The organism is Pedobacter nototheniae (assembly GCF_004335085.1).
GTDB lineage: Bacteria > Bacteroidota > Bacteroidia > Sphingobacteriales > Sphingobacteriaceae > Pedobacter > Pedobacter nototheniae.
Window position 1 is genome coordinate 1 of the sequence record NZ_RQRS01000030.1, and the last position, 26,180, is coordinate 26,180.

A 26,180-nucleotide genomic window follows, 5' to 3' on the forward strand; every position below is an offset into this window, starting at 1 on the left:
CTTGTATTTATTAATCATAGAAATGGATGGATAAATCCTGTGACTGGATGGAAAATTATGCAAGCACAAATTGCTATATTTTTTGAGGACAGATTTAATCAATGACACAGTTTATTGAACAGACCCTCATCCCTATTTAATCCACAATATAAAACATACTATTCGCTGCAAGTTCAATACTGTCAACTGCAAGTTCTAAACTGCCAACCTCTAACCTTAAACTATCTACCACAAGTTCAATACTGTCAACCTCTAATCTTAAACTATCTACCACAAGTTCAATACTGTTAACCTCTAACCTTAAACTATCTTCTACAAGTTCAATACTTTAAACCGCAAACCTTAAACTATCTACCACAAGTTCAATACTGTCAACCTCTAATCTTAAACTATCTACTACAAGTTAAATACTATCAACCTCTAACCTTAAACTGCCTATTACAAGTTCAATACTGTAAACCTCTAATCTTAAACTATCTTCTACAAGTTCAATACTATCAACCTCTAACCTTAAACTATCTACCACAAGTTCAATACTGTTAACCTCTAACCTTAAACTTTCAACTGATCTGGCATAGCAAATTTCCAAAGGAATAAGCATTGAAAATTATGTAGAAATAATCAAAAACCAACTGGTCCAGGTAGATAATTCTTTTATCCGCTGCCGCGGGGGCTTTATTCTTTTTGACAACAAAAAGAACCAAAAATTGTCGGCTCGCAATTTTTCTGTTTAAGGCAATGGGTAGGCTTTGCTTGTGCTTCCCGAATAATTGACCATGCCGATTGCGAGCTTAACTAAAAAACAGTGATTTGGACTTGCTAGTTGGTTGGGCAATAGCTAAGCAAACGTTCATATTGCAAAAGCTTTTCCGATTACGCCCAGGCATCCACCAATACCGTCTTTGCGAGGGACGAAGCAATCTTACCAACAATAGATAATTATGATGTATTGCTTCACGCCCTTTGCTTCGGTCGCAAAAAACGATAGCCTTAAATGCGCTTAAATGTCTTAAATGGTTTTTATACAATTCTTTTATCCGCTGCCGCTGGAGGCTTCTCTTCTTTGGGCAACCAAAGAAGCAAAATTGTCGGCTCACAATTTTTCTGTTTAAGGCAGTGAATGGGCTTGGCTTGTGCTACCCGAATAATTGACCATGCCGATTGAAAGCTTAACTAAAAAACAGTGGTTTGGACTTACTAGTTGGTTGGGCAATCGCTAAACTAACTTTAATTAAAATCAGCAACCCTTTCTGATGACGCCTAGGCATCAACCAATACCGTCTTTGCAAGGGACGAAGCAATCTTACCCAACAATAGATAATTATGATATATTGCTTCACGCCCTTTGCTTTGGTCGCAAAAAACGATAGCCTTAAATGCTCTTAAATGTCTTAAATGGTTTTAATGCAATTCTTTTATCCGCTGCCGCGGGGGCTTCTCTTCTTTGGGCAACCAAAGAAGCAAAATTGTCGGCTCGCAATTTTTCTGTTTAAGGCAATGGGTAGGCTTTGCTTGTGCTTCCCGAATAATTGACCATGCCGATTGCGAGCTTAACTAAAAAACAGTGGTTTGGACTTGCTAGTTGGTTAGGAAATCGCTAAACTAACTTTAATTAAAATCAGTAACCCTTTCTGATGACGCCTAAGAATCCACCAATACCATCTTTGCGAGGCACGAAGCAATCTTACCAACAATAGATAATTATGATGTATTGCTTCACGCCCTTTGCTTCGGTCGCAAAAAACGATAGCCTTAAATGCGCTTAAATGTCTTAAATGGTTTTAATACAATTCTTTTATCCGCTGCCGCGGGGGGCTTCTCTTCTTTGGGCAACCAAAGAAGCAAAATTGTCGGCTCGCAATTTTTCTGTTTAAGGCAACGGGTAGGCTTTGCTTGTGCTTCCCGAATAATTGACCATGCCGATTGTGAGCTTAACTAAAAAACAGTGGTTTGGACTTGCTAGTTGGTTGGGCAATCGCTAACAAACGTTCATATTGCAAAAGCTTTTGCGATTACGCCTAAGCATCCACCAATACCGTCTTTGCGAGGGACGAAGCAATCTTACCCAACAATAGATAATTATGATGTATTGCTACACGCCCTTTGCTTCGGTCGCAAAAAACGATAGCCTTAAATGCGCTTAAATGTCTTAAATGGTTTTTATACAATTCTTCTTCCGCTGCCGCGGGGGCTTTATTCTTTTTGACAACAAAAAGAACCAAAAATTGTCGGCTCGCAATTTTTCTGTTTAAGGCAGTGAGTGGGCTTGGATCGTACTACCCGAATAATTGACCATGCCGATTGAAAGCTTAACTAAAAAACAGTGGTTTGGACTTACTAGTTGGTTGGGCAATCGCTAAACTAACTTTAATTAAAATCAGCAACCTTTTCCGATGACGCCCAGGCATAGCAGCATTTCGCTGGATAGCTCTTTATAATTCTTGTACTTACTATCGTTTTACGAATAACCAAAGGAATATGCAGCGAGGGTTGGGATTGTGTTTTCGGCTAAGCCTCATATTACTGCGCTCAGAATTATAATGTTGCTATGCAAGAAAGGGTGCAAGCCTTGATTTTTGGCTACCTTTTTATCAAGAAAAAGGAAGGAGCCTCTCGGCGGCGATGAGCCGAGGCAAGACAAGAGCGTTGGCTTTAAACTAATACATTAACCCTACACAAACTTATTAACCTCAGTAACACGGAACTCAAATAATCTTTCCCTTTATTCTATGTTTCCGTGGCAATCTCATAGATAAATTAAATTTCTTTATTAGCACCCTGCACCATAAAACAACAAAGGACACAAAGCTTTTATACCCTGTGTCCTTTGCAATAAAATATACAATTAAACTTATTTCCAGCCACCACCCAATGAGCGGTAAAGATTAACCACTGCGGTTAACTGTTCAGTTTTAATTGAAGTTAATTCAAGTTCGCTTTGCAATAAATTACTTTGAGCAGTAATTACCTCCAGGTAATTAGCCATCCCGTTTCTAAATAAAAGGTTGGCATTTTTCGAAGCCTGTTGTAAGGTTAACGATCTTTTCTCAGCCAAGCTATATTGAGATTTCAATTTCTCAACCCTTGTTAATTCGTCAGAAACCTCCCCTACAGCATTCAATACCGACTGTCTGAATTGAATTACACTTTTCTCTCTGTCAATTTTAGCAACTTCGTAATTAGCTTTTAGCTGACCACGCTGAAAAATTGGTTGAGTAATTCCGCCAGAAACCATACCGAATAATGAAGCAGGCACATTAAACCAGTTAGCAGCTTTAAAAGAGTTAACGCCTCCACTAGCCGTTATAACCAATGAAGGATAAAGACTTGCTTTTGCTACACCAACTTTGGCATTGGCAATATTTAGTGCAAGTTCAGCGCTTTTAATATCCGGCCTGCGACTTAACATAGCAGAAGGAAAACCCGAGCTTAATTCTGTCGGGATATTCATTTGATCCAAGCGACTTTTTCTGCTGATGGCTTCAGGTAGTTTACCAATTAAAACACTTAAAGCATTCTCTTGCAAAGCAACGTTTTGTTCCAATTTAGGAATCAGTTGTGCAGCAACTAATTGTTGCGCCTCTGCCTGTTGAATGGCTAAAGAAGTAACCTGTCCGGCAGTATATTGCAGATTAATAATTCTGATGGTACTATCATTAAGCTTCAAATTTTTCTTAGCAATTTCAAGTTGCGCATCCATCATTAACAAATTGTAATAACCTTCAGCAACGTTGGCAACCAAGCGGGTTTGCACTGCTTTTCTAGCCTCTTCAGTTTGTAAGTAAGCCGCTAAGGCACCCGCTTTTTGATTGCGAATTTTACCCCAGATATCAGCCTCCCAAAACACCCCTAAATTGGCACTATAATCTTCAATATGCTTTGAACCTGTAAACTGACTAATGCTTAAGCCATTTAAACTGTTATCAGATGGGCGACTTGTATTGCCCGTTACCTGCAACTTTAATTCAGGTAAATAACCCAATTTGGATTGTTTAAACAATACTTCCGCAGCGTCGATATTTTTCAATGCAATTTGCATATCGTAATTCTTTACTAAGGCTGTATCAATCAAAGCCTGCACTGTTGGATCGGTAATAAAACTTTTCAAAGGCAAATCGCCAATGCTTGAAGAATCTTTACCAAAAGAATTTCTGAATATTTTTGGCTCTACGCCCGCAGGTGTAGCCAAATCTTTAGAAATTGAACATCCCGCCAATGTTAAAACAAAGGCTAGGATGCTTATAATATTAAACGATTTCATGAGCAAATTCATTTTCTTTAATGTGATTTTCATTGTAAGTAGCTGCAACAACAGGTTTACGTGAAATCTTTTCCTGTAAATACTGGAAGATTACAAATAATACGGGGATAATAAATAAACCCAGAACTACACCTGAAACCATACCACCAGCAGCACCAATACTTATAGAGTGGTTACCTTGTGCAGATGGACCTGTTGCAATACTCATCGGGAATAAACCAAACACAAACGCAAGTGAGGTCATAATAATTGGTCTTATCCTTAATCTTGCTGCTTCTATAGCCGAATCAACCAAGCTAAGCCCAGCCCTTCGTCGCTGCACTGCAAACTCCACAATAAGAATGGCGTTTTTAGCTAACAAACCGATAAGCATAATCAGTGCTACCTGCACATAAATGTTATTTTCGATACCAGTTAATCCCAATACCACAAATACACCAAATACACCTGTAGGAATTGAAAGAATTACCGCCAATGGCAAAATGTAACTCTCATACTGTGCAGATAACAAGAAATAAACAAATACTAAACAAAGTAGAAATATAACAGTTGATTGTCCACCAGAAGAAATTTCCTCACGAGTTTGACCAGAGAATTCATAAGCAAACCCAGTTGGCAATTCTTCTTTAGCCGTTTCTTGTATCGCCTTAATGGCATCACCAGAACTAAAGCCTGGTTTAGGAATAGCATTTACCTCAATAGAGTTAAACAAGTTATAACGTGAAGCCGTTTCTGAACCATAAACACGGGTTAATTTAACCAATGTATTAATTGGCACGCTCTCTCCAGCCTTGTTTTTAACAAACACACGATCAATACTTGCAGGATCTGTTCTATCGGCAACATCAGCCTGAACCACCACACGATAGTATTTACCAAAGCGGTTAAAATCTGATGCCTGTGCAGTACCAAAATAAGTCTGCATAGTTTGTAAAATGTCTTTAACACTTACACCCAACTGATCGGCTTTTTCATCATTAACATCTAATTGTAACTGCGGATAATCTGCTTTATAAGAAGTAAAAGCATAAGCAATTGCCGGTTTCGCCATTAACTTTGCAATAAAGTTATTAGCCACGCCACTAAATTTATCCAATCTGCCGTTGGTTTTATCCTGTAACATTACGTTCATGGCCTCCACGTTACTAAAGCCCGGAACAGTAGGAAAACTGAATACAAAGAAGGTACCAGCAGAGATAGCCGCCATTTTAGCCCTAACTATATTTTGTATTTCATCTATATTTTTTACCGCCCCTCTTTCGTCGTTCGGTTTTAACAATAAGAAAATCTGACCAGCTGACGGACTGTTTGATGCTGTTAAAAAGTTATAACCAGCCAACGACATTACAAATCTTGCTGATGGCATAGCCCTCAACTCTTTTTCAGCCTGTTTTAATATTTTATTGGTATTAGCTAGCGAAGTTCCTGATGGACTGGCAACAGCAATAGCCACAAAACCCTGATCCTCTGTTGGAATAAAGCCTGTTTTTGTTCTGCTAACCAGAAAAACGGTAACAACAACGATTAAAGCAAGTCCACCCATGCTAATCCATTTATTACGGATAAGTACTTTTAAGCCACTAATATACCTGTTGGTCATATAATTAAAACCACCATTAAAACCAGCATAAAACTTCTCTACAAAACCTTTTTTAGGTGCTTTATGTCCATCTGCATGCTTATTTTTTAAAAATAAGGCAGCCAATGCAGGACTCAATGTTAAAGCATTAACAGCTGAGATTATGATGGCTATAGCCATTGTTAATGCAAACTGTTTGTAAAATATACCTGTCGAGCCAGTCATAAAACCAACCGGTAAAAATACCGCCGCCATTACCAACGTAATGGATATAATTGCTCCGGTAATTTCACTCATTGCCTGTGTAGTTGCAGCTTTCGGAGTAAGCGTGGGGTCTTCCTCCATTTTGGCATGCACCGCTTCCACCACCACAATCGCATCATCCACCACAATACCAATGGCCAGTACAAGCGCAAATAAGGTTAAAAGGTTTACAGAGAACCCGAACAATTGCATGAAAAAGAAAGTACCAATAATAGCTACTGGAACCGCTATAGCAGGAATTAAGGTAGATCTGAAATCTTGAAGGAATATAAATACCACAATAAATACCAGTAAAAAGGCTTCCACCAATGTATGCTCAACCTGATTGATGGATTCATCAAGATCGGTTTTGGTACGGTAAAACTGATTGTATTTAATACCTGCCGGGAAATCTTTTGATAGTTTTTCCATCAACTTATCAATAGAAATCTGAATCTCATTAGCATTTGATCCTGATAATTGGATAACACCAATGGTGATTCCATCATGCCCGTTTAAGCGATTTACACTACTGTAACTATAAGCGCCTAATTCAACACGGGCAACATCTTTTAAACGTAAAATAGAACCATCAGAATTGGAACGGATAGCAATGTTTTGATATTCCTCAGGTTTAGTAAGCTTACCTTTATACTTAATTACATACTCAAAAGCTTCTTCACTTCTTTCTCCAACACGACCAGGAGCCGCTTCCAGGTTTTTATCTTGAATGGCACTAATTACTTCGTTAGGCGTAATTTTATAGGTTGCCAATTGGCTTGGGTTTAACCAAATACGCATAGAGTAATCTTTAATACCACCAAATACACTGGCAGAACCTACCCCCGAAATACGTTTAAGTTCAGGAATGATATTAATCTGTGCATAGTTATTTACAAAAACTGCATCGTATTTTTTTGGATCCTCTGAGTAAATACCTATCGCACCAATAAAGCTATTTTGCTGTTTAGTAGTCGTTATACCATATTGTACAACCTCTGCGGGTAATTGACTTGTTGCTTGCGAAACACGGTTTTGAACGTTTACCGCCGCCTGATCGGGGTTGGTACCTTGTTGAAAGTAAACCGTAATACCCAATGTACCATCGTTACTGGCTGTAGAAGTCATGTATGTCATGTTTTCCACACCATTAATTGCTTCCTCCAATGATGGAGTTACCGAACGTAAAATAGTTTCGGCGTTAGCCCCAGGGTACACAGCAGTTACCAATACCGACGGAGGTGCGATATTTGGAAACCGCTCTAAGGGCAACTTTGTTAAGCCAAGTATACCAACTATTACCAATAATATGGAAATAACAGTTGAAAGTACTGGCCTGTCTATAAATTTCTGAAACATGACTTTTAAAATTTTATCGTTGTATTAATTTTTTGTTTTTGCAACAGCTACTTTATCTGCTGCTTTTTGAGGTTGGATAACCATGCCCTCCTGTAGTTTGTCAATTCCGCTTAATACAATCTGGTCGCCAGCTTTCACACCATCTTTAACCAAATAATTATCACCAGATTTACCAACAATTGTAATGGCTTGTTTTTTCACCTTACTGCTATCGCCTACGGTAAATACAAATACCTTATCCTGCATATCAATCGTAGCAGATCCAGGTACAATTAAGGCATCTTTATGCTCCAGACTTAAGCGAATTCTTCCGGTATTGCCTGATCTTAATAAGCCAGCAGGATTAGGGAAGCTAGCTCTAACTGTAATGGCACCAGTATTTTTATCAAACTGACCATCGATAATGTCAATTTTACCAGTTTTAGCATATTCAGTATTATCAGCCAAAAGAAGGGTAACAGCCGGAAGTTGTTTAATTTTATCCTTAAGTGTTTGTCCTGGATATTGTGATTTAAAATTCACAAAATCTTTTTCACCTAAAGAAAAATAAACGTGTACTTCATGCACATCCGATAATTGAGTTAATGCTTCAACATCTGATGGATTAACTAAACTACCACGTTTTTTAGCCAAACGACCGATGTAACCACTAACCGGAGCTTTAATTACTGTATAACCTAAGTTGATAGATGCTGTAGAAACATTTGCCTTAGCCTGCTCTACATTAGCTTTTGCAGCTTGTGCATTTGCTTTAGCCGATTTTAATTGAAAATCAGAGATTACCTTATTCTGAACCAGAGCAGTTAAACGTTCCACTTCTAAATTAGCATTTACAACAGCTGCCTCTGCAGAGTGTTGCGCTGCTACAGCATTATTTAAAGCAGCACGATAAGGTTGCTCATTAATTTTAAAGATTGGCTGACCAGCACTCACTAAAGCGCCTTCATCAACAAAAACTTTATCTAATGTGCCACTAACCTGTGGACGAACCTCAACATTATCCGTTCCTTCAATTGAAGCAGGATAATCCTGATAAGTAGTTTGAGTACCAGAAACTATACTGGCTACCGGTAAAGATGGTGGCGGCGGAGCTGCTGCAGATTGCTCCTGTTTTGATGAACAGCCAACAAATATAATCGATAAAAGAAAAACTGCAGGAATAGCTATAACACTATTAAACTGTTTAACAGCGTTAAATGATGAAAACAAGCGATGTAGAGATTTCATATGATTAAAAATTATAAGGATTTAATGGTGTAAAAACTATTTAACACTGTTAAATAGACGGGTAAAAAAAAACTAACTATTAATTGATAATGTAATGCCTTTAATGGCATCTTTTAAAATTTGTTGGTTCATTTCATTATTTGTTCTTCCATCTGGGCGAACAAGATTTATAGAAATTAAACCATGTATGATAGACCAATAGGTGTAATATTTCATGCAGATATCATCTTCATCAACCGGTTTTTTAACGAAAAGTGTTTCAATCACATCGCCAAGCAATGTGCCTACAACTTCGGCTTCGGGTAAGTTTTTTTGCATCTCGCAGCAACTCATATCCACACCGTACATTAGTTTATAGAATTCTTTATGCTTAAAAGCAAAATTCCAGTATGCTACCCACATGGCTTCCATCTGATCTTCAGGATTTTCATGTTTGGCTTTGGCAGCTCTAATGTCTTTAGCTAAAAGTAAATAGCCTTGTCTGGTTAATTCAAGTAAGATACCTTCTTTATTGGCGAAATATTCGTAAATAATTGGGGCAGTGTATTCAATCTGATCGGCAATTTTACGCATACTTAATGCCTGCCAACCTTCTGTTTGAACAATGTTCAAGGCTGCATCCAGAATTTTCGCTCTGGTTTCATCTTTTAAACGTAGTATTCTCTCTTTGCTTCCCATTTGGAATTTCAGTGTGATAAATAATCTAACACCGTTAAGCAAATGTATAACCAATTTTAAAATCCATAATCATTCAATTGTCAAATCGATTTAAATGTGCCCTAGCTTCTATTAAAATAAACTTTTTTAAAATAAATAAATTTCGAAATGCCCTGTCGCAATAAAAAATACTGACAAGCAGGGCATTCTCTATTAATAATTTCTAATTATAGATTTGAAATGAAAGGTGCAAACTTAATATAAGTATCATCAGTTATCTGCTCAATAAGGAAATTAGCCAAATTTGCCGCATTAATCTGCTTTCCGGGGCAATCTTTTAAATCAACTTTTATTTCTGTAAGCTCATCGTTTTGTATAATTAATGGTAACCTAATAAGTGTCCACTTCAAATTACTCACAGACAAAATGTCATATTCTTTCTGTCTATCGGCAGTACTTTTAGGGTAATTGGCATACATCCATTCGGTACCAATCTTTGTTTCAGGTCCCTTTTCGTCAAATGGTGTATCTACATTTAAACCTGCAATAACAATATACCTTTCTATCTCCTCTATAGCTAAGGCTTTAATAATGTTTTGAGTTGCCTGACTAAATATGTCAGTCTCGCTTGCCGGAATACCTAAGCCCAATGCACTAATTAACACTGTACAACCTTTAACTAATGTAGAAACGGCTTTATAATCGTTAACATTTCCATTTATTATTTCAACCTTCGGGTGATTAGATTGAAAGTTAGCGGGATTTCTTAAAAGAAGTTTAATTTGAAATCCTTGCTTTATTAGTGCTTTAACCAGATATTTCCCTGATTTACCTGTGCCACCAATTACAGCGACTTTTATATTGTGTTGCATATTCTCTTTATAAAATTTCAATAATATTATTTTAACTCCAATTGGCAGATTGCGAATGAAGCGTTACAGAAAGGTTTCTGTAAAAAATTGAATTATTTTATAAAGAGATTTTAATGAAACTAAATTACGTTATTTCTTGAAATATTCAAACGCCTTTTATCCCAAACAACGACAATTTTTCAAGAGAGAAAAAAGCTTGAATAAGAGAAGATCTCACCTATTCTCAATCGATTATGGTGTTTATTGATTTTAAGTTAAACCATATAAGGCGTGCAAGTAACCTAGCTTTCTTACACGCCTTATATGGTTAAAAAACACTTTAAGCTTTAAACTTTTTCATAAATCCACTCACATTTTCTTCCAGGTCTCCACTAGCAATGGCTTTTACAAAAGCGGTACCTATAATTGCTCCATTGGCATAAGCACAAGCCTTATCAAAAGTTTGTTTATCGCTAATTCCAAAACCAATCATGGTTGGGTTGTTTAAATTCATCGCTTTAATTCTGCCAAAATAGTCTTCGGTGGTATTGCTTACTTCTAAGTTTTTACCAGTTGTGGCTGATGATGATAAAAGATAGATGAAACCGTTGCTTAAACCATCAATTTTGCGAATCCGTTCTTCCGCAGTTTGTGGTGTAATCAAAAAGATATTGCTAAGATTATGTTGCTCAAAGCATTCTTTATAAAACTCTTCATACTCAACCATTGGCAAATCGGGTACAATGCAACCATCAACTCCAACTTCTACACAGGCTTTACAAAAATTTTCTACACCAAACTGTAAAACAGGATTTACATAACCCATTAATAAAACTGGTATAGTTACAGTTTTACGTAATTCCTTTAATTGATCGAAAAGCACATTTAACGACATCCCCTGATCTAAAGATTGCTTACTGCTTGCCTGAATAACAGGTCCATCTGCAACAGGATCTGAATAAGGAAAACCTATTTCAAGCATATCCGCACCAGATTTTTCAAGTGCTTCTGCAATTTTTATGGTATCGCCAATATTAGGGTAACCAGCGGTATAGTAAATTGATAATATATCTTTCTTCTTTTGGAAGAGTTGTTTAATTCTGTTCATATTTTTATTCTTTTCGCAGCTGCGAGTAACTATAAATTAAAATACTTAATGTAGGTATCTAAATCCTTATCTCCCCTACCCGAAAGACAAACAACTACATTTTCGCCGCCTTTAAATTCCATTTTTTCAAGATAGGCAAGTGCATGCGCACTTTCAATTGCTGGAATAATCCCTTCTAACTGAGTACAAAGCAAACCAGCTTGCAAACTTTCATCATCGGTAATGGAAACATATTGTCCGCGGCCTGTTTTAAACAAATGTGCATGCTGAGGGCCAATACCAGGATAATCTAATCCTGCTGAAACCGAATGCGGCTCTACCACTTGTCCATCAGGTGTTTGCATTAAAATGCTTCTGCTCCCGTGCAAAACACCTTCTTTACCCAAATAGGTTGTTGCTGCCGAGAAACCGCTCGACACACCTTTTCCGGCTGCTTCCACGGCAATTAATTTCACGTTTTCATCATCCATAAAATGATAAAACATCCCCATAGCATTACTTCCGCCACCAACACAAGCCAAAACGTAATCTGGCTGATCGCTTCCCGTTTGTTCCAATAATTGTTTTTTGGTTTCCTCAGAAATGATAGATTGAAAAATAGCCACCATATCTGGGTAAGGATGTGGGCCAACTACCGAACCAATGATGTAATGCGTATCAACAGGATTGTTGATCCAATCCCGCATCGCCTCATTTGTAGCGTCTTTTAAAGTTTTACTCCCTGAACTTGCCGGAACAACTTTTGCGCCCAGCATTTTCATTCGGGCAACATTTGGTGCTTGGCGCTCAATATCTACCTCGCCCATGTAAATTACACATTCTAAATTGCGCAATGCACAAACTGTAGCGGTTGCAACGCCATGCTGACCGGCACCTGTTTCAGCAATGATTCTTTTCTTACCTAACTTCTCGGCCAGTAAAATCTGTCCGATGGTATTATTAATTTTATGTGCACCGGTGTGGTTTAAATCTTCCCTTTTTAAGAAAATATTAGCCCCGTATTTTTCTGAATATCTTTTTGCAAGATATAATGGAGAAGGGCGCCCAACATAATCTTTTAATAACTGATGAAATTCCTTTTGAAAATCGGCATCATCAATAATCTTTAAATAATTTTGCCGCAATTCTTCTACGTTTGGATACAGCATTTCGGGAATATATGCTCCTCCAAAATCTCCATAATATCCTTTTTCGTTTACTTTGTATTTCATAATATTTTTCTTCTCTAAAAATTACTTTTATATTCGATACCCTTTGTGAAGGAATAATGATTGACAACGATCGTCATGCTGAATTTATTTCAGCATCTTTCCTACTATAAAGATCCTGAAATAAATTCAGCATGACGAGAGCTTATTTTTTCATTTCGTTTATAAATTTTTTAATTTTATCTGCATTCTTTAAACCAGGTTCCAACTCAAACTTGCTATTAATATCTAAAGCATATAACCGAGAATCTCTAATATTTTTAAGGTCATTAGTATGTTCTAAATCAATGCCACCGCTTAAAAAATAAGGTTTATTTCCTTTATATTGATCTAAAAGACGCCAGCTGAAAGTTTTACCCGAGCCACCATGTGCCTTAGTTTTGGTATCAAATAAAAAATAATCTACCGAATTTTCGTAAGGTATTGTGATCGAAAAATCGAAATCATCATCAACCCCAAAAGCCTTAATTATTTCTAATCCATTAAATGCGGTGTGCAATTCATTACAATAATCAACACTTTCATTACCGTGCAGCTGAACCGCTTTTAAATTATATGAAGCAACTTTTTGTTTTACCTTTTCAATATCTTCATCAACAAATACGCCCGTGGTTTTAATTTCTGCAGGTATATATTTAATCAGTTCGGCAGAAACATCACTAATAAATCGTGGGGATTTTTCGTAAAAGATAAAGCCCATATAATCTGGCTGCAATTCTGCTACTGCTACAATATTGGCAGCTAAACGCATACCGCAAACTTTCAATTTTAACATGCCAATAAACTTTTAAAACTGTTTAAAGCTTTTTTGCTTAACAATGATTCTTCTGCTTCGTAAAAACAATCGGCGAAAGATGCTTCGGGTTTGATGGTTTTTATCGCTAAGGCTGAGTTGCATAAAACTACATTAGTTTGTGCATCTGTGGCTTCATTATTCAACACATCCATAAATATTTTGGCCGATGATTCGACTGTGTCGCCACCTTTAATATCGTTAACTGCTAATTTTTCAAATCCCATGTCATTAAGCGTTAAAATATTTTCTCCTTTGTTGGTAAAGGTTTTCACATCACAGGTTAAAGAAACCTCGTCATAACCTTCAAGCGCATGTACAATGGTATAATTCTTATCTGTATCCTGATATAAATAGGCATATAAACGGGCCAATTCTAAGCTAAAAACGCCAACCATCTGGTATTTAGGATGCCCAGGATTTACCATTGGACCAAGCATATTGAAGAATGTTTTTACGCCCAATTCTTTACGTATTGGTGCTACAATTTTCATTGCAGGATTAAATAGTGGTGCGTGTAAAAAGCAAATTCCGGCAGCATCTAAATTACGTTTTAAAACACTTTCATCGTTAGTAAAAGTATAGCCTAAATATTCCATCACATTGGATGAACCGCAGCCAGAGGAAACCCCATAATTACCATGTTTAGCTACATGATGCCCCGCTCCTGCTACAACAAATGAAGATAGAGTAGAAATATTAAAGGTATCTTTTCCATCGCCACCAGTGCCACAAAGGTCAATCAATTCATAACCTGAAAGATTGGCTTTGATACACATATCAAGCATGGCATCCCTAAAACCCTGCAATTCTTGCACCGTAATATTTCGCATTGCATAAGCTGTAATAAAGGCTGCAATTTGCGAGGAATTGAATTGGCCTTCGGAAATGGAAACCAAAATATTACGGGCTTCTTCTCTGCTAAAGCTTTTATTTTCGAATAGATGATTTAATATTTTTTTCATGTTTGTACTCATTATCTGCCGTCATTCTGAATTTGGCTCAGAATCTGATTTGATTGATGCTGAATTAAATCCAGCATGACGATCCTCAAAAAAACTGCATAAAAAAAGGATTGCTTTTTGGGCAATCCTTCTCATTTTGTTAAATAAATATTTTAAAAAAATACACAATGGAATTTGCCTAACGAATTTCGTTATGCCACCACCAATTGTTATTTAAGTTTTTAATTATCATGTTTGTATATTGACAAATATTCACATTGTTTTTAATATTTCCAAAATCTTTATAAAAAATTATGTCTTTTTTTAAAAGAAAAGTACACTTCAATGATGATTTGGGCTTCAGCTCAGTTCCCGTTGCTAAAAATCAACGCATGCTTAACCCTGATGGTTCTGCAAACATTCTGCGTACGGGTTTGCCTTGGTTTAAATTTGATGATACTTATACCCGATTGGTTACAATGAGTTGGCGGCGTTTCTTCTTAATTATATTAATTGCCTATCTTATTGTAAACACCATTTTTGCTGTATTATACAATATAATAGGTATAAAAAACCTCGATGGGGCAAATGGTATAACTTTGAGAGATCAGTTTTTCGATGCTTTTTTCTTTTCGGCTCAAACCATTTCAACTGTTGGTTATGGGCATATCTCTCCTCAAGGTTTTATTACCAGTTGCCTTGCTGCTTTTGAAAGTATGTTGGGCTTGCTGGCCTTTGCATTGGCAACAGGCTTGTTGTATGGGCGTTTTAGCAGACCAACATCTAAAGTAAGTTTTAGCAAAAAAATGGTTATTGCGCCTTATGAGAATGGAAAGGGTTTGATGTGTAGATTGGTTAACTTGAGGAGAAATCAATTAATTGAAGTGGAAGCTGAAATGGTCATGTCGTACAATGAAACGGTAGATGGTAATAACATCAGACGATTTTATCCGCTTGAACTGGAGCGAAAAAAGGTTGGAATTTTATCTTTAAACTGGACATTGGTACATGCCATAACAGAAGAAAGTCCGTTTTACGATAAAACCGCTGAAGAATTAAAACTTGCCGAGGTTGAGGTATTTCTAATCCTCAAGGCTTTTGACGACACATTTTCGCAGAGCATACATACTAGAACAAGTTACCAGGATGAAGAAATTGAAATAGATGCCAGGTTTGTAAAAATGTACGACCACAATGATGAAGGTAAATTGGTTTTAGATTATAGCAAACTAGATGATATTGAACTGTTAAACTAAAATTTAATACATATTTAACATATTAATTGCTAATTTAGAATATCTAGATATCTAATTATGAAAAAACGCTCCACATTAATTTTCAAAAATTTAGTTCTAATTTTATTGTTCATACAGGTTTTATCCTGCAAGAAAGATGAAAAAATAGAAAGTAAAGCCATAAGAGTCAATTTCTTTCAACAAACTACAGTAGGCGTTGTTGGCGGTCCTTACTTAACTTTATCTACTCAAGAAGGCAAAATGATTGGAACTTCATCTTGGGATACATTTTCTTATAATATAGAAGGTTTTAATTATGAGCCAGGATATATTTACGATCTAAATATTACTTCTTATGAAGTAAAAAATCCGCCGGAAGATGGTTCGCGTATTGCTTATAAATTAGATAAGATCATTTCTAAAACCAAAGCACCAATTGATGCTACTTTTAACCTTGATTTAAAAGCCTACAACTACCTCTTTGTTTCTGGCAGCGCCAATATTGGTTTTAAAGTTTTAAATAGGCTTAATATAGATTGTGGAACTTTGTGTAAAGATTTAGAGCTGGCAATTTCGTCTGGTACAGAAAAGTTAACAGGTAAATTCTCCTTAAATTCTGATGGAAGTTTAAAACTAATATCAATTAAATAATTTGATTACTTTGTTTTTTCGATAAAATCAACAATGTATTTATAAAGGTCATTTCCACCAAAAATCATCTGGCTAATCATTGGAACATGACTTTTACCTTTAATTTCTTTCATGGTAACAGAAACCTTATGCTCAATCAATTTTTGATTTAAAATTGGCGTTTGAATTTTAATTGCCTCATAAGTTTTACTTCCATAAAAAAGCAAATGCGGATTGGTAATATTATTGGCATAGTTTAAGGGTGAGGCCAATTTCCAAACTTCAGGTTTATTGGTAAAGGTTCTTAAAAAATCATAGTAATAATCATCTTTTTCAGCTTCAGTTAAATACTGATAAATATCTAAGCCAAAAGGATCATTTAAAATCACGCCTTTAATTGGATTTTTAATACCTGCCTTTTTAAAATACTGTGGGTCGGCATTAATCAATTCGCCTAAATGTGCACCTGCGGAGTGCCCCATAATAAATATCTTATCAGCACTTGCCTGATAATTTTCAATATTTTCTTTAACCCATTTAATGGCTAAAGCACAGTCATCAGCCATTTTTTCATAGCCCGCATTAGGTGCCAAAGGATAATTAATAATAACGGAAACAACACCTTTACGAGCAAAATTTCTTCCCAGCCACCAATACGTTTCCTTTTTACCACTGCTCCACGATCCTCCATGAATAAACACTAAAACCGGTTTATTTACTACGCCATCATTTTTGTAATAAATGTTCAGCTTATTGGCTTCTATATCATTACCTGCATAATTAATGTTTTTAACCGCTTTAACTTGCGCTGAAGAAATTATAGTTTGAAATAAGAGCATTAGAAATATGGAAGCTTTGAACATATAAATTTTAATTCCTTAACAAGGAAATAAACGAATTTGTTCGGAAAATAGATTTTCTGCCTTTAACATCTAGGCATTTATTAAGCTTTAATTAATGGATTTTTCTCTTTAGCAAACAAATTAAACACTTTTTTATCTACAAAGGCTGGAAACAATTTATTCATCCAAACGGCTAACTTTCCTTGCCCTGTCATAACTAAAGTACGTTTACGTTGTTCTATTCCATTGGCTATATTGGTTGCAACTTCTTCTGCCGACATCATTTTGCCTTCTTCCATACTGGTTTCGCCATGCGCTGCTCCATCTTTTGATAACGCGGCTACTCGAATATTAGAGGTTGTAAAACCTGGGCAGGCTAGCAAAACATTTACACCAGTTTTAAGTAATTCTGTTCTTAAAGATTCCATAAAACCATTCATTGCAAACTTAGAAGCCGAATACCCTGTACGCCCTGGCAAGCCCCTAAAACCTGCAATAGATGAAACACCAACTATAGTTCCTTTGGTTTTCAAAATCTCCGGCAATGCATATTTTGTACAATATACCGTACCCCAAAAGTTAACATCCATCAGGTTTTTTAAAACTGAAAGGTCAAGATCATTAAATAATGCCCTCATGGATAAGCCTGCATTATTAACCAAAATATCAATTTGGTTAAAGGAAATCAGCGTTTGCTTAATAATTAATTCACAATCTACTTCTTTACTTACATCAGCTTGTACGGCAACGGCTCTGATATTATATTTTTTTTCTAAATCTGCAGTAATCTCGCAAAGGGTAACATATTGGCGTGCAGCCAGAACTAGATTAGCGCCACGTTTTGCAAATTCTTCAGCACATGCCTTACCAATTCCGCTAGATGCACCTGTAATAATGATTACTTTATCTTTCAAGTTCATATTAAAACTTAATGTATTTTTAAATTAATGATGTGACGGATTTTTTCTGCAATAAATTATTTCATCATCGCGGTTTCGTATGGTACCCGGGTAATAATGGAACGCCCAAGTGTAATTTCGTCGGTATATTCTAATTCACCACCAAAAGCAATTCCACGTGCAATTGTAGTTACCGGTACATTATATTCTTTTAACCTTTTGTAGAGATAAAAAAGTGTGGTATCGCCTTCCATATTTGGACTTAAAGCCAAAATAATTTCTTTAATACCGCCTGAAGAAACCCTTTGCACTAACGTGTCGATATATAAATCTGATGGTCCTACCCCATCCATTGGCGATATTAAACCACCCAAAACATGGTAAACACCGAAATATTGAGCTGTATTTTCAATCGCCATAACATCACGGGTATCTTCTACAACGCAAATGGTTTCTTTGTCTCTTTTATTGGAAGTACAGATTTCACAAACTACGTGATCTGAAATATTATGACAAATGCTGCAATGTTTAATCTGTTGTTTCAGTTTGATAATACTATTGCCAAACACTTCTACTTCGGCAGTTTCCTGATTAAGCAAGTGCAAAACCAAACGTAAAGCCGTTTTCTGACCAACACCGGGTAACTTAGAGAATTCGTTTACTGCATCTTCAAGCAGTTTGGAAGAGAAATTCATTTTACAAAAATAGATAAAAAGCAGGAATATTATAGATTCACAAAACCAAGGTTTGAAAACTCCTAAACGTAAATGCTAACCACAAATAATTAGCGAAATCCTTATCTTAAAAATCTATATATTGATTATAAAAATCGTTTTTACTACATTTAGCAGCTAAAAACAAATTTATGTCTCCAACAATTCTGTTATGTTTTCTTCTGGGCTATTTTCTGGTCCTGATTATAATTTCTTTTGCTACCTCAAAAAATTCGTCAGACAATTCTACATTTTTTATCGCCAACCGGAACTCTAAATGGTATTTAGTTGCCTTTGGTATGATTGGAACAGCACTTTCGGGTGTAACATTTATTTCCGTTCCTGGAGAAGTTGGTGCACCAAGTGGTAACCAATTCCAATACTTTCAGTTTGTTTTAGGTAACGCAGTTGGTTTCATAATTATTGCCACAGTTCTTCTACCGCTTTATTATAGAATGAATTTAACGTCTATTTACGGATATATACAAAAACGATTGGGCTATTACAGCTATAAAACAGCCGCTTCTATCTTTTTATTAAGTCGTACTTTAGGCTCTGCAACCAGATTATACCTTGTTGTTATCGTTTTACAGCGGTTTATTTTTGATAATTATGGAATACCCTTTTGGTTAACCGTTTTAATTTCATTAGCCTTAATTTGGTCTTATACATTTAAAGGTGGCTTAAAAACCATTATCATCACCGATACCTTGCAAACATTCTTCTTAGTTTTATCGGTCTTTTTAACCATCTACTTTATATGCAACAGCTTAAATTTCAGTATCCCACAAGCTTTTGAAACCATTAAGAGCAGTAGCTACTCTAAAATATTTTTCTGGGATGATTTCCTAACTAACAAATTCTATTTCAGTAAACAATTTATAGGTGGTATTTTTGTTACCATAGCCATGACGGGTTTAGATCAGGATTTAATGCAGAAAAACCTGAGTATGAAAACTATTAAAGAGGCACAAAAAAACATGTTCACTTTTACGGGTGTGTTTATTGTTTTAAATGTGTTTTTTTTAAGCGTTGGTGCACTGTTATATATTTTCGCCAGTAAAAATGGGATTGATATTCCATTGGATCATATCACAAATAAACCAAGAACGGATTTATTGTTTCCAGAAATTGCATTGAATAATTTGGGCGCTTTACCTGCTATTATTTTCATGCTGGGCTTAACCGCTGCAACTTTTGCAACAACAGATTCGGCCTTAACAGCACTTACTACATCATTTTGTGTAGATTTTTTAGGTATGGACAAAAAAGAAAATCTTGATGCACACAACGCCGTTAAAAAGCGCCATGCCGTGCACATCGGATTTTCAATTTTAATGTTTTTAGTTATTATCGTTATCAATGTTCTAAACAGTTCTTCCGTAGTAAGTTTAATTTTCCAAATCGCATCTTATACGTACGGACCGTTGTTGGGTTTGTATAGTTTTGGATTATTTGTAAAAAAACGTGGGTTACATGATAAATTAGTTCCATTTGTATGTTTATTTTCCCCATTTTTATGTTACTTGCTTGCAACTTACTCAAAAGAGCTTTTGGGGGGTTACACGTTTAGTGTTGAATTAATTTTAATTAATGGCTTTATTACATTTTTAGGCCTTTTACTGATCAGTAAAAAAACAGATCAACAGACGAAGTTTTAATATATAATAAGAGTTTATATGACGAGTGAAGAAAAAATAAGAAGTGCTTTTGAGAATAAAGATTGGCAGGAAATTAAAGTAACAGACAGCTGGCAGATTTTTAAAATCATGGCTGAGTTTGTGGATGGTTTTGAGAAATTAGCTAAAATCGGTCCCTGTGTTACCATTTACGGATCGGCACGTACTGCAGAAACAAATAGATATTACCAATTGGCAGAGCAATGCGGTAAACTTTTAACTGATCGTGGTTACGGTGTGATCACAGGTGGCGGCCCAGGTATTATGGAAGCTGGTAATAAAGGTGCATACACCAATGGCGGAAAATCAGTTGGTTTAAATATCGAATTGCCATTTGAGCAATTCCATAACAAATATATCGACCACAATAAACTATTACAATTTGACTATTTCTTTGTTCGTAAAGTAATGTTTATGAAATATAGCCAAGGTTTTGTGGTTTTACCTGGTGGTTTTGGAACTATGGATGAGCTTTTTGAAGCTTTAACGCTAATTCAAACTGGTAAAATTGCCCGCTTCCCAATTGTTTTGGTGGGTAAAGATTATTGGGGTGGTTTAATCGACTGGATTAAAAATACAATGTTATTAAAAGAACATAACATCCATGAGGAAGATTTAAATTTATTCCGTTTGGTTGATACAGCTGAAGAAGCTGCAGAACATATTTTCCGTTTCTACGATAAGTATGTATTGAAACCGAATTTTTAAATCAGCAAAAGATTATAGAATTAATAAAAGCGCCCGTAAAATAGGCGCTTTTTCTTTTAAACTTTAAGTGTAACTTTTAAATACATTTGTGGTCTTAAAAGAAAACCTTTGAGTGATGGAGTATATATTAAATTGGAGAAAAGGCTTATTTGACAGCAATTATCAGGTATTTAAAAATGGATTACTGAAATTTTCATTAAGTTTTAGTTCATGGAAAAATACTGCAATTGCAACTTCAATAGATGGAGTTTATCTTTTAAAAACGAATGGTATTTTGGCTTCAGAAACCAAAATATTAAATAATAAAAATGAAGCTATTGGTGTAATTAGTTATGATTTACTAAGCTTTAAAGCCAAAATTGTTTTAAATACTGGCGAACAATTTGACTGGAGTTACCAAAATAGTTGGTTAAGCAGGTGGTCTATTAATAACCATATGGATAAGCAAATTATTTACAGTTCAAGGTCGGGTAATGGAATGATTAGCAGCAATGTTGATGATGATATTTTACTAATGGCTGGTCTTTTTGCCCGAGAATACTATAACCGCATGCTAATTCTTTTTATTGTATTAATACTTATTCCAATAATTTTGAGATAAGTTGAAGCAAGAAACAATTAGACTAAAACTTCCTGAATTTTTTCCGTTGGCCTTGCAATAACTGCTTTATCACCATTAACAATTATTGGTCTTTCTATTAAAATAGGATTTTGCACCATTGCTTCAATCCATTCGGCATCACTTAAATCTTTTCCTTTATATTTTTCGGTATAAATGGTTTCACCTTTTCTAATCAATTCGAAAGGTTTTATGCCTAATTTATTTATAAGCGAAGCTAATTCTTCCTCGGTTGGGGGATGTTGTAAATAATTAACCAATTCAAAATCTTTTCCGCTCTCGTTTAAAACAGCAAGTGCTGCACGGCTTTTACTGCACTTATTATTGTGATAAATTTTAATCATATCTATTAACTACAAACCACTTACACCGCCACTAACAACCAATTTCATAGCCTCGGCAGCGCTCATTTTCAAATCTGTTACTTTACTTTTATTCACAAAACAAAGCTGCCCAGCAAATGAATAAGAAAGCGGAAAGTAAACCGCTACATCATCTGGTAGTTCTAACTTTTTCAAATCGTTTTGCGTTAAAAAACCAATTTTTTTCAGGCCTCCCTCCACTTCTACCAATACGGGGTGATTAAATTTTTTCTCATCGCCAACAAAAGCTTCTGTTAAATCCTTTATTGATGAATAAATAAAATTTAATAATGGCAAGCGATGCATTATTTTCTGAAACCAGTTGTACATGGGCTCAGTAACGAAATTGGTTACAAAAATACCTGCAACAAGAATTATACTAATCACCGTTAAAAGCCCTAAACCAGGAATATTTCTACTTGCACCCGTTCTTGGATCAACGCCTAAAATATTGTTAACATTTAACCAGCTATCAACAGTTGTAACAGCCCAAATTACAATAAAAACACTAAGGGCTATAGGTACAACTATTAATAAACCTTTAATGAGGTAATTTAAAATGGCTCTCCCTATTCTATTCATGGTGCAAATTTACTTTATTTTTGCCACAGATTTCCAGAGAGAATTCAACACTTTTAACCACAACGCAACAAGTAAAACAGAAAATTTATTTCTGTATTCAGCCTTTTTTGGCAAGTTATAAGCTAAATAATTTTGGAATTAATTTCTTCAAAATGAATCTATTCATAAAAATAAACTCTTTTTACCCTTTGAGAAATGTTGGTTAAAATCTCATAAGGAATTGTATTAACATCTTCTGCAAGCTGCATAATAGTATGCTCCTTATTAAATACGATGGCTTCATCGCCTTGTTTAACATCAATATCCGTAACATCAAGCATCGTCATATCCATACAAATAGAGCCAATTGTAGGCACCAAACACCCATTTACAAGCATTTTACCAACGCCATTACCAAAAGCCCTGCTATAACCATCTGCATAGCCAATTTTTACGGTTGCTATTTTACCCCCTTTTTTCATTACACCTTTACGACTGTAACCAACAGTTTCGCCAGCTTGCAAATGCTTTACTTGAGTAATGGTTGTTTTTAAAACCATTACCGTTTGTAAACCACGATTTTGATGTAGACCTGAATCAAAACCATATAAACCAATGCCGAGGCGCACCATATCCATTTGCGCATTTGGCCAACGACTTATACCAGAGGTGTTTGAAATATGAAATAATGGTTTATAACCTAAGGCATCAACTATTTTATTTGCCAAAGGTGTAAATTTATCAATCTGAGATTGCGTAAATCCATCGTGCTCGGCAGCATCACTGGCCACTAAATGAGAAAATATACTTTGAACTTTTATCTTATTGTTATCTTTCAGTAAGTCTAATAAAGTTTCCACTTCCGCTTCATCAAAACCCAATCTGTGCATTCCGCTGTCTATTTTAATATGTACTGGATAATTAAATTCATAATCAGAAAGTGCATTTAAGAAGCTTTTAAGAATTTCTAAACTATAAACTTCAGGTTCTAAATTATTCTTAATAATAGCTTCGAAAGCTGATTCTTCAGGACTCATAACCATAATTGGCAAAGTTATACCTGCTTTTCTCAAGGCCAAACCTTCATCTGCGTAAGCAACCGCAAGGTAATCTACCTTATGAAATTGAAGTAAATTGGCAATTTCGAAACTTCCGCTTCCATAAGAAAAAGCCTTTACCATTGCCATAATTTTTACGCCTGGTGCTAATTTAGAACGATAAAACTGCAGATTACCAACCATTGCATTTAAATCTATTTCTAAAACGGTATCGTGAATTTTTTGTGTTAAAAGTTTACTGATTTTACCAAACTCAAAGCGCCTTGATCCTTTCACCAAAATGGTTTCGTGGTTAAATATTAAGCCGGGAAAAGCCTCAATAAAATCATTTGTAGTATCAAAAAACTGTGTTTCAAACTTAAAAAGATCAGCAAATTGAGCAATACGTGTGCCTATTCCAATTAGTCGGTTTACCTTTTTCTGGGCTAGCAAATCGGCAATTTCAGTATATAAATCTATATCTTCTTTACCAGTTTCAAACAACTCCGACAGAATTACCGTTCTTTTAGGGTGTTGGTTTTGCTGGTTTAAAAAATCGAGGGCAATAGCTAAAGAGGAAATATCAGCGCTGTAAGAATCATCAATAACAGAGCATTGGTTAATACCATTTTTAAGCTCCAAACGCATGCTCACGTGGCTCAATTTCTCCAAACGTAAATCTGCTTGTTCTGGTGTATAACCTAATGCAAGCAAAGTTGCCCAGCAAATCATTCCATTTTCTATCGAAGCCTTATCCTTAAATGGCAACAAGCATTCTATCTCCCTATTTTCATAAATCGCCCTCAAATAACAGTTACCTTCAATGGGTTCTACAGCAACAATTTGTAAATCTGCTGCTTGTTTACTACTCCAACTAAATTGTTTTTTACCTGGGAGATCTTTAAAACTAACCTCACTTACATATTCCGGGGCATAAATAAATAAGTCTGCATTTTTAAACAACTTTAGTTTTTCAACAAGTTTTTCCTTTCGGGAAGCAAAACCTTCAGCATGCGCCTCTCCTATATTGGTTAAAATCCCAATTTGGGGCTGAATAATTTCTGCAATATTTTCCATTTCATTTACCGCAGATATTCCGGCTTCAAAAATACCGAGATCATTCTGAGCATCTATTTGCCACACAGCAAGCGGAACGCCAATTTGAGAATTATAACTTTTAGGACTACGGACAATGTTAAAATCGGCAGCTAAAAGTTGATACAACCATTCTTTAACAATCGTTTTACCGTTACTCCCTGTTATGCCGATGGTTTTTAGATTAAATTGTGAGCGATGATGTTTTGCTAAAGTTTGTAATGCTTCCAAAACATTTTTCACAATGATGAAATTGCAATCTGGATAAAGAATAATATATTTTGAATCGCTGATTACGAAATTGCGAATATCTTTTTGATAAGCGTCTTTTATAAATTCGTGTCCATCACGATGAGAAACTAAGGCGAAAAATAAAGAATTTTCTGGCACTAAAACTGAACGGCTATCAATAACTAAATATTGAATAATCATCTGATTATCAATAAATTTTGATTCACATTTTAAAATTTCAGCAATATTTGCAATCGTATATTTAGGGTTCAGCATCTTTTTATATTCAGAAAAATACAGTAATCGTTTTTATTTTTACGAATTTCAGTAATTAATTATGAAAAGCGGGAAACCAGAGGCAGTATTTTTAGATAAAAAACAAGCATTAGCAAAAGCCGAAAGTTTTTGTGCTTACCAAGAACGTTCGCAAAAAGAAGTTAGAGGTAAATTATTAGATTGGGGAATGCGTGGCGATGAACTGGAAGAAATTATTTCAGAATTAATTGTTTCCAACTTTTTAAATGAGGAACGATTTGCACTCCACTACGCTGCAGGAAAATTTAACATCAAAAATTGGGGCCGGATAAAAATTAAACAGGGCTTGAAATTAAAAGGAGTTCCAGATCGGATTTTACAAAAGGCAATTTATAGCCTTGATGAAGATGATTATTTACGAACACTTGAAAATTTAGCCGAAAAAAAGGCAACCGTTTTAAACGAAAGTGATCCTTTTAAGCGAAAATTTAAGCTTATAAACTACCTGCAGGGAAAAGGTTTTGAAAGTGATTTAATTTTTCTTGTACTGAAAGCCAGCAATTTAAACTAAATGTTATTTTTTTTGTTAAAAATCCCTTGACAGAAATATAAATCTGCCTATATTTGCATCACCAAAACGAAACACATACACTTGTTTTGTTAATGCGAAAGTAGCTCAGTTGGTAGAGCACGACCTTGCCAAGGTCGGGGTCGCGAGTTCGAATCTCGTCTTTCGCTCTAAAAGCCTTCTTAATTGAAGGCTTTTAATTTAAAAGGTTAATCACCTGCTCGGGTGGTGGAACTGGTAGACACGCAGGACTTAAAATCCTGTGCACCTAAAATGCGTGCGGGTTCGATTCCCGCCCCGAGTACTTACAAAAAATCGAACTGAAAGCCTTGATGAAAATCAAGGCTTTTTTTATGTGCTTGATTCTTTGATCACTACTAAAAACTTTTATGATCTAGATAGAAATTGAGGATCCACTTTTGGCAATTAAATTATTATTTTCCATATTTATAACAATTTTTTGTCTCAATTGAAACGGATAGTGTTTGGGAAAACTGAGATTGAAAGATTAAAAAA

Annotated in this window: 23 protein-coding genes and 2 tRNA genes; 8 read left to right on the plus strand and 17 right to left on the minus strand. The window is 35.5% G+C overall.

Going from position 1 to position 26,180, the window contains the following annotated elements:
• Positions 1-136: 136 nt before the first annotated feature.
• The 11 genes from EHC72_RS22815 to trpD all read right to left on the minus strand — a co-directional run bounded on the left by EHC72_RS22815 (position 137) and on the right by trpD (position 14,251).
• Complete coding sequence (locus EHC72_RS22815) at positions 137-274, minus strand: hypothetical protein (protein WP_165585900.1); 138 nt, start codon at positions 272-274, stop codon at positions 137-139.
• Positions 275-403: 129 nt separating this feature from the next.
• Positions 404-601, minus strand: a complete 198-nt coding sequence (locus EHC72_RS20370; RefSeq protein WP_131539568.1) for a hypothetical protein — start codon at positions 599-601, stop codon at positions 404-406.
• Between the two features lie 2,250 nt (positions 602-2,851).
• On the minus strand, positions 2,852-4,261 hold the full coding sequence (locus EHC72_RS20375; protein WP_131539612.1) for a TolC family protein: 1,410 nt from the start codon (positions 4,259-4,261) through the stop codon (positions 2,852-2,854).
• The gene (locus EHC72_RS20380) at positions 4,248-7,442 is read right to left on the minus strand and encodes an efflux RND transporter permease subunit (RefSeq protein WP_131539569.1); all 3,195 of its coding nucleotides are present in this window, start codon (positions 7,440-7,442) and stop codon (positions 4,248-4,250) included. Before EHC72_RS20380 ends, EHC72_RS20375 begins: the two co-directional genes overlap by 14 nt.
• Positions 7,443-7,466: 24 nt before the next feature.
• Complete coding sequence (locus EHC72_RS20385; RefSeq protein WP_131539570.1) at positions 7,467-8,669, minus strand: efflux RND transporter periplasmic adaptor subunit; 1,203 nt, start codon at positions 8,667-8,669, stop codon at positions 7,467-7,469.
• Positions 8,670-8,741: 72 nt separating this feature from the next.
• Complete coding sequence (locus EHC72_RS20390; protein ID WP_131539571.1) at positions 8,742-9,347, minus strand: TetR/AcrR family transcriptional regulator; 606 nt, start codon at positions 9,345-9,347, stop codon at positions 8,742-8,744.
• Positions 9,348-9,553: 206 nt separating this feature from the next.
• Positions 9,554-10,198: an NAD(P)-dependent oxidoreductase gene (locus EHC72_RS20395; protein ID WP_131539572.1), complete on the minus strand. Its 645-nt coding sequence runs from the start codon at positions 10,196-10,198 to the stop codon at positions 9,554-9,556.
• A 319-nt stretch (positions 10,199-10,517) separates the two neighbouring features.
• Positions 10,518-11,285 (minus strand): tryptophan synthase subunit alpha, encoded by a 768-nt coding sequence (gene trpA, locus EHC72_RS20400; protein ID WP_131539573.1) that lies wholly within the window; start codon positions 11,283-11,285, stop codon positions 10,518-10,520.
• A gap of 29 nt (positions 11,286-11,314) precedes the next feature.
• Positions 11,315-12,496, minus strand: coding sequence for a tryptophan synthase subunit beta (gene trpB, locus EHC72_RS20405; protein WP_170311741.1), 1,182 nt, complete (start codon positions 12,494-12,496; stop codon positions 11,315-11,317).
• A gap of 142 nt (positions 12,497-12,638) precedes the next feature.
• Positions 12,639-13,268 carry a phosphoribosylanthranilate isomerase gene (locus EHC72_RS20410; RefSeq protein ID WP_246029471.1) on the minus strand — a complete coding sequence of 210 codons (630 nt, stop codon included), beginning with the start codon at positions 13,266-13,268 and terminating at the stop codon, positions 12,639-12,641.
• Positions 13,262-14,251, minus strand: coding sequence for an anthranilate phosphoribosyltransferase (gene trpD, locus EHC72_RS20415; RefSeq protein WP_131539576.1), 990 nt, complete (start codon positions 14,249-14,251; stop codon positions 13,262-13,264). Before trpD ends, EHC72_RS20410 begins: the two co-directional genes overlap by 7 nt.
• A 293-nt stretch (positions 14,252-14,544) precedes the next feature.
• On the opposite strand from trpD, the gene EHC72_RS20420 reads away from it, so the two are divergent.
• Together EHC72_RS20420 and EHC72_RS20425 are read left to right on the plus strand one after the other, a co-directional pair.
• Positions 14,545-15,486, plus strand: a complete 942-nt coding sequence (locus EHC72_RS20420; RefSeq protein ID WP_131539577.1) for an ion channel — start codon at positions 14,545-14,547, stop codon at positions 15,484-15,486.
• Positions 15,487-15,543: 57 nt separating this feature from the next.
• Entirely contained in the window at positions 15,544-16,116 is a 573-nt protein-coding gene (locus tag EHC72_RS20425; RefSeq protein ID WP_131539578.1) for a DUF4377 domain-containing protein, read from the plus strand.
• 5 nt (positions 16,117-16,121) lie between these two features.
• Here EHC72_RS20425 and EHC72_RS20430 read toward each other — a convergent pair whose 3' ends face one another.
• The 3 genes from EHC72_RS20430 to recR form a co-directional block, all read right to left on the minus strand.
• Positions 16,122-16,934 (minus strand): alpha/beta hydrolase, encoded by an 813-nt coding sequence (locus EHC72_RS20430; protein ID WP_246029472.1) that lies wholly within the window; start codon positions 16,932-16,934, stop codon positions 16,122-16,124.
• A 104-nt stretch (positions 16,935-17,038) separates the two neighbouring features.
• Positions 17,039-17,857, minus strand: a complete 819-nt coding sequence (locus EHC72_RS20435) for an SDR family oxidoreductase (protein WP_131539580.1) — start codon at positions 17,855-17,857, stop codon at positions 17,039-17,041.
• 56 nt (positions 17,858-17,913) lie between these two features.
• Positions 17,914-18,531, minus strand: a complete 618-nt coding sequence (gene recR / locus EHC72_RS20440; protein WP_131539581.1) for a recombination mediator RecR — start codon at positions 18,529-18,531, stop codon at positions 17,914-17,916.
• 170 nt (positions 18,532-18,701) lie between these two features.
• Here recR and EHC72_RS20445 point away from each other — a divergent pair, with 170 nt between their 5' ends.
• The 3 genes from EHC72_RS20445 to EHC72_RS20455 all read left to right on the plus strand — a co-directional run bounded on the left by EHC72_RS20445 (position 18,702) and on the right by EHC72_RS20455 (position 21,537).
• A complete protein-coding gene (locus EHC72_RS20445; protein ID WP_131539582.1) occupies positions 18,702-20,210 on the plus strand; it encodes a sodium:solute symporter in 1,509 nt (502 codons plus the stop codon).
• Between the two features lie 18 nt (positions 20,211-20,228).
• On the plus strand, positions 20,229-20,936 hold the full coding sequence (locus EHC72_RS20450) for an LOG family protein (protein WP_131539583.1): 708 nt from the start codon (positions 20,229-20,231) through the stop codon (positions 20,934-20,936).
• A 115-nt stretch (positions 20,937-21,051) separates the two neighbouring features.
• Positions 21,052-21,537, plus strand: a complete 486-nt coding sequence (locus EHC72_RS20455; RefSeq protein ID WP_131539584.1) for a hypothetical protein — start codon at positions 21,052-21,054, stop codon at positions 21,535-21,537.
• 17 nt (positions 21,538-21,554) lie between these two features.
• On the opposite strand, the gene arsC is transcribed toward EHC72_RS20455, so the two are convergent.
• From arsC to EHC72_RS20470, 3 genes are all read right to left on the minus strand, one after another.
• Positions 21,555-21,899, minus strand: a complete 345-nt coding sequence (arsC, locus tag EHC72_RS20460; protein ID WP_131539585.1) for an arsenate reductase (glutaredoxin) — start codon at positions 21,897-21,899, stop codon at positions 21,555-21,557.
• Between the two features lie 9 nt (positions 21,900-21,908).
• Complete coding sequence (locus EHC72_RS20465; protein ID WP_131539586.1) at positions 21,909-22,499, minus strand: DUF502 domain-containing protein; 591 nt, start codon at positions 22,497-22,499, stop codon at positions 21,909-21,911.
• A gap of 158 nt (positions 22,500-22,657) precedes the next feature.
• Positions 22,658-25,117, minus strand: a complete 2,460-nt coding sequence (locus EHC72_RS20470) for a bifunctional UDP-N-acetylmuramoyl-tripeptide:D-alanyl-D-alanine ligase/alanine racemase (protein ID WP_131539587.1) — start codon at positions 25,115-25,117, stop codon at positions 22,658-22,660.
• Positions 25,118-25,178: 61 nt separating this feature from the next.
• On the opposite strand from EHC72_RS20470, the gene EHC72_RS20475 reads away from it, so the two are divergent.
• From EHC72_RS20475 to EHC72_RS20485, 3 genes are all read left to right on the plus strand, one after another.
• Positions 25,179-25,667 (plus strand): regulatory protein RecX, encoded by a 489-nt coding sequence (locus EHC72_RS20475; RefSeq protein ID WP_131539588.1) that lies wholly within the window; start codon positions 25,179-25,181, stop codon positions 25,665-25,667.
• Positions 25,668-25,761: 94 nt separating this feature from the next.
• Positions 25,762-25,834: transfer RNA gene (locus EHC72_RS20480), tRNA-Gly, on the plus strand.
• 49 nt (positions 25,835-25,883) lie between these two features.
• Positions 25,884-25,968 (plus strand) — tRNA-Leu (locus EHC72_RS20485).
• Positions 25,969-26,180: the final 212 nt, after the last annotated feature.

What these genes read in the sequence shown, in the direction of transcription:
- EHC72_RS20445 (WP_131539582.1), top strand. Translation starts at nt 18,702, where the DNA reads ATGTCTCCAACAATTCTGTTATGTTTTCTTCTGGGCTATTTTCTGGTC.
- EHC72_RS20425 (WP_131539578.1), top strand. Translation starts at nt 15,544, where the DNA reads ATGAAAAAACGCTCCACATTAATTTTCAAAAATTTAGTTCTAATTTTA.
- recR (WP_131539581.1), bottom strand. Translation starts at nt 18,531, where the DNA reads ATGAATTTCTCTTCCAAACTGCTTGAAGATGCAGTAAACGAATTCTCT.
- EHC72_RS20395 (WP_131539572.1), bottom strand. Translation starts at nt 10,198, where the DNA reads ATGCAACACAATATAAAAGTCGCTGTAATTGGTGGCACAGGTAAATCA.
- EHC72_RS20375 (WP_131539612.1), bottom strand. Translation starts at nt 4,261, where the DNA reads ATGAAATCGTTTAATATTATAAGCATCCTAGCCTTTGTTTTAACATTG.
- EHC72_RS20380 (WP_131539569.1), bottom strand. Translation starts at nt 7,442, where the DNA reads ATGTTTCAGAAATTTATAGACAGGCCAGTACTTTCAACTGTTATTTCC.
- EHC72_RS20450 (WP_131539583.1), top strand. Translation starts at nt 20,229, where the DNA reads ATGACGAGTGAAGAAAAAATAAGAAGTGCTTTTGAGAATAAAGATTGG.
- trpA (WP_131539573.1), bottom strand. Translation starts at nt 11,285, where the DNA reads ATGAACAGAATTAAACAACTCTTCCAAAAGAAGAAAGATATATTATCA.
- EHC72_RS20385 (WP_131539570.1), bottom strand. Translation starts at nt 8,669, where the DNA reads ATGAAATCTCTACATCGCTTGTTTTCATCATTTAACGCTGTTAAACAG.
- EHC72_RS20465 (WP_131539586.1), bottom strand. Translation starts at nt 22,499, where the DNA reads ATGAATAGAATAGGGAGAGCCATTTTAAATTACCTCATTAAAGGTTTA.
- EHC72_RS20430 (WP_246029472.1), bottom strand. Translation starts at nt 16,934, where the DNA reads ATGCTCTTATTTCAAACTATAATTTCTTCAGCGCAAGTTAAAGCGGTT.
- trpD (WP_131539576.1), bottom strand. Translation starts at nt 14,251, where the DNA reads ATGAAAAAAATATTAAATCATCTATTCGAAAATAAAAGCTTTAGCAGA.
- EHC72_RS20420 (WP_131539577.1), top strand. Translation starts at nt 14,545, where the DNA reads ATGTCTTTTTTTAAAAGAAAAGTACACTTCAATGATGATTTGGGCTTC.
- EHC72_RS20455 (WP_131539584.1), top strand. Translation starts at nt 21,052, where the DNA reads ATGGAGTATATATTAAATTGGAGAAAAGGCTTATTTGACAGCAATTAT.
- EHC72_RS20470 (WP_131539587.1), bottom strand. Translation starts at nt 25,117, where the DNA reads ATGCTGAACCCTAAATATACGATTGCAAATATTGCTGAAATTTTAAAA.
- arsC (WP_131539585.1), bottom strand. Translation starts at nt 21,899, where the DNA reads ATGATTAAAATTTATCACAATAATAAGTGCAGTAAAAGCCGTGCAGCA.
- EHC72_RS20410 (WP_246029471.1), bottom strand. Translation starts at nt 13,268, where the DNA reads ATGTTAAAATTGAAAGTTTGCGGTATGCGTTTAGCTGCCAATATTGTA.
- EHC72_RS20390 (WP_131539571.1), bottom strand. Translation starts at nt 9,347, where the DNA reads ATGGGAAGCAAAGAGAGAATACTACGTTTAAAAGATGAAACCAGAGCG.
- EHC72_RS20435 (WP_131539580.1), bottom strand. Translation starts at nt 17,857, where the DNA reads ATGAACTTGAAAGATAAAGTAATCATTATTACAGGTGCATCTAGCGGA.
- EHC72_RS20370 (WP_131539568.1), bottom strand. Translation starts at nt 601, where the DNA reads ATGCTTATTCCTTTGGAAATTTGCTATGCCAGATCAGTTGAAAGTTTA.
- EHC72_RS20475 (WP_131539588.1), top strand. Translation starts at nt 25,179, where the DNA reads ATGAAAAGCGGGAAACCAGAGGCAGTATTTTTAGATAAAAAACAAGCA.
- trpB (WP_170311741.1), bottom strand. Translation starts at nt 12,496, where the DNA reads ATGAAATACAAAGTAAACGAAAAAGGATATTATGGAGATTTTGGAGGA.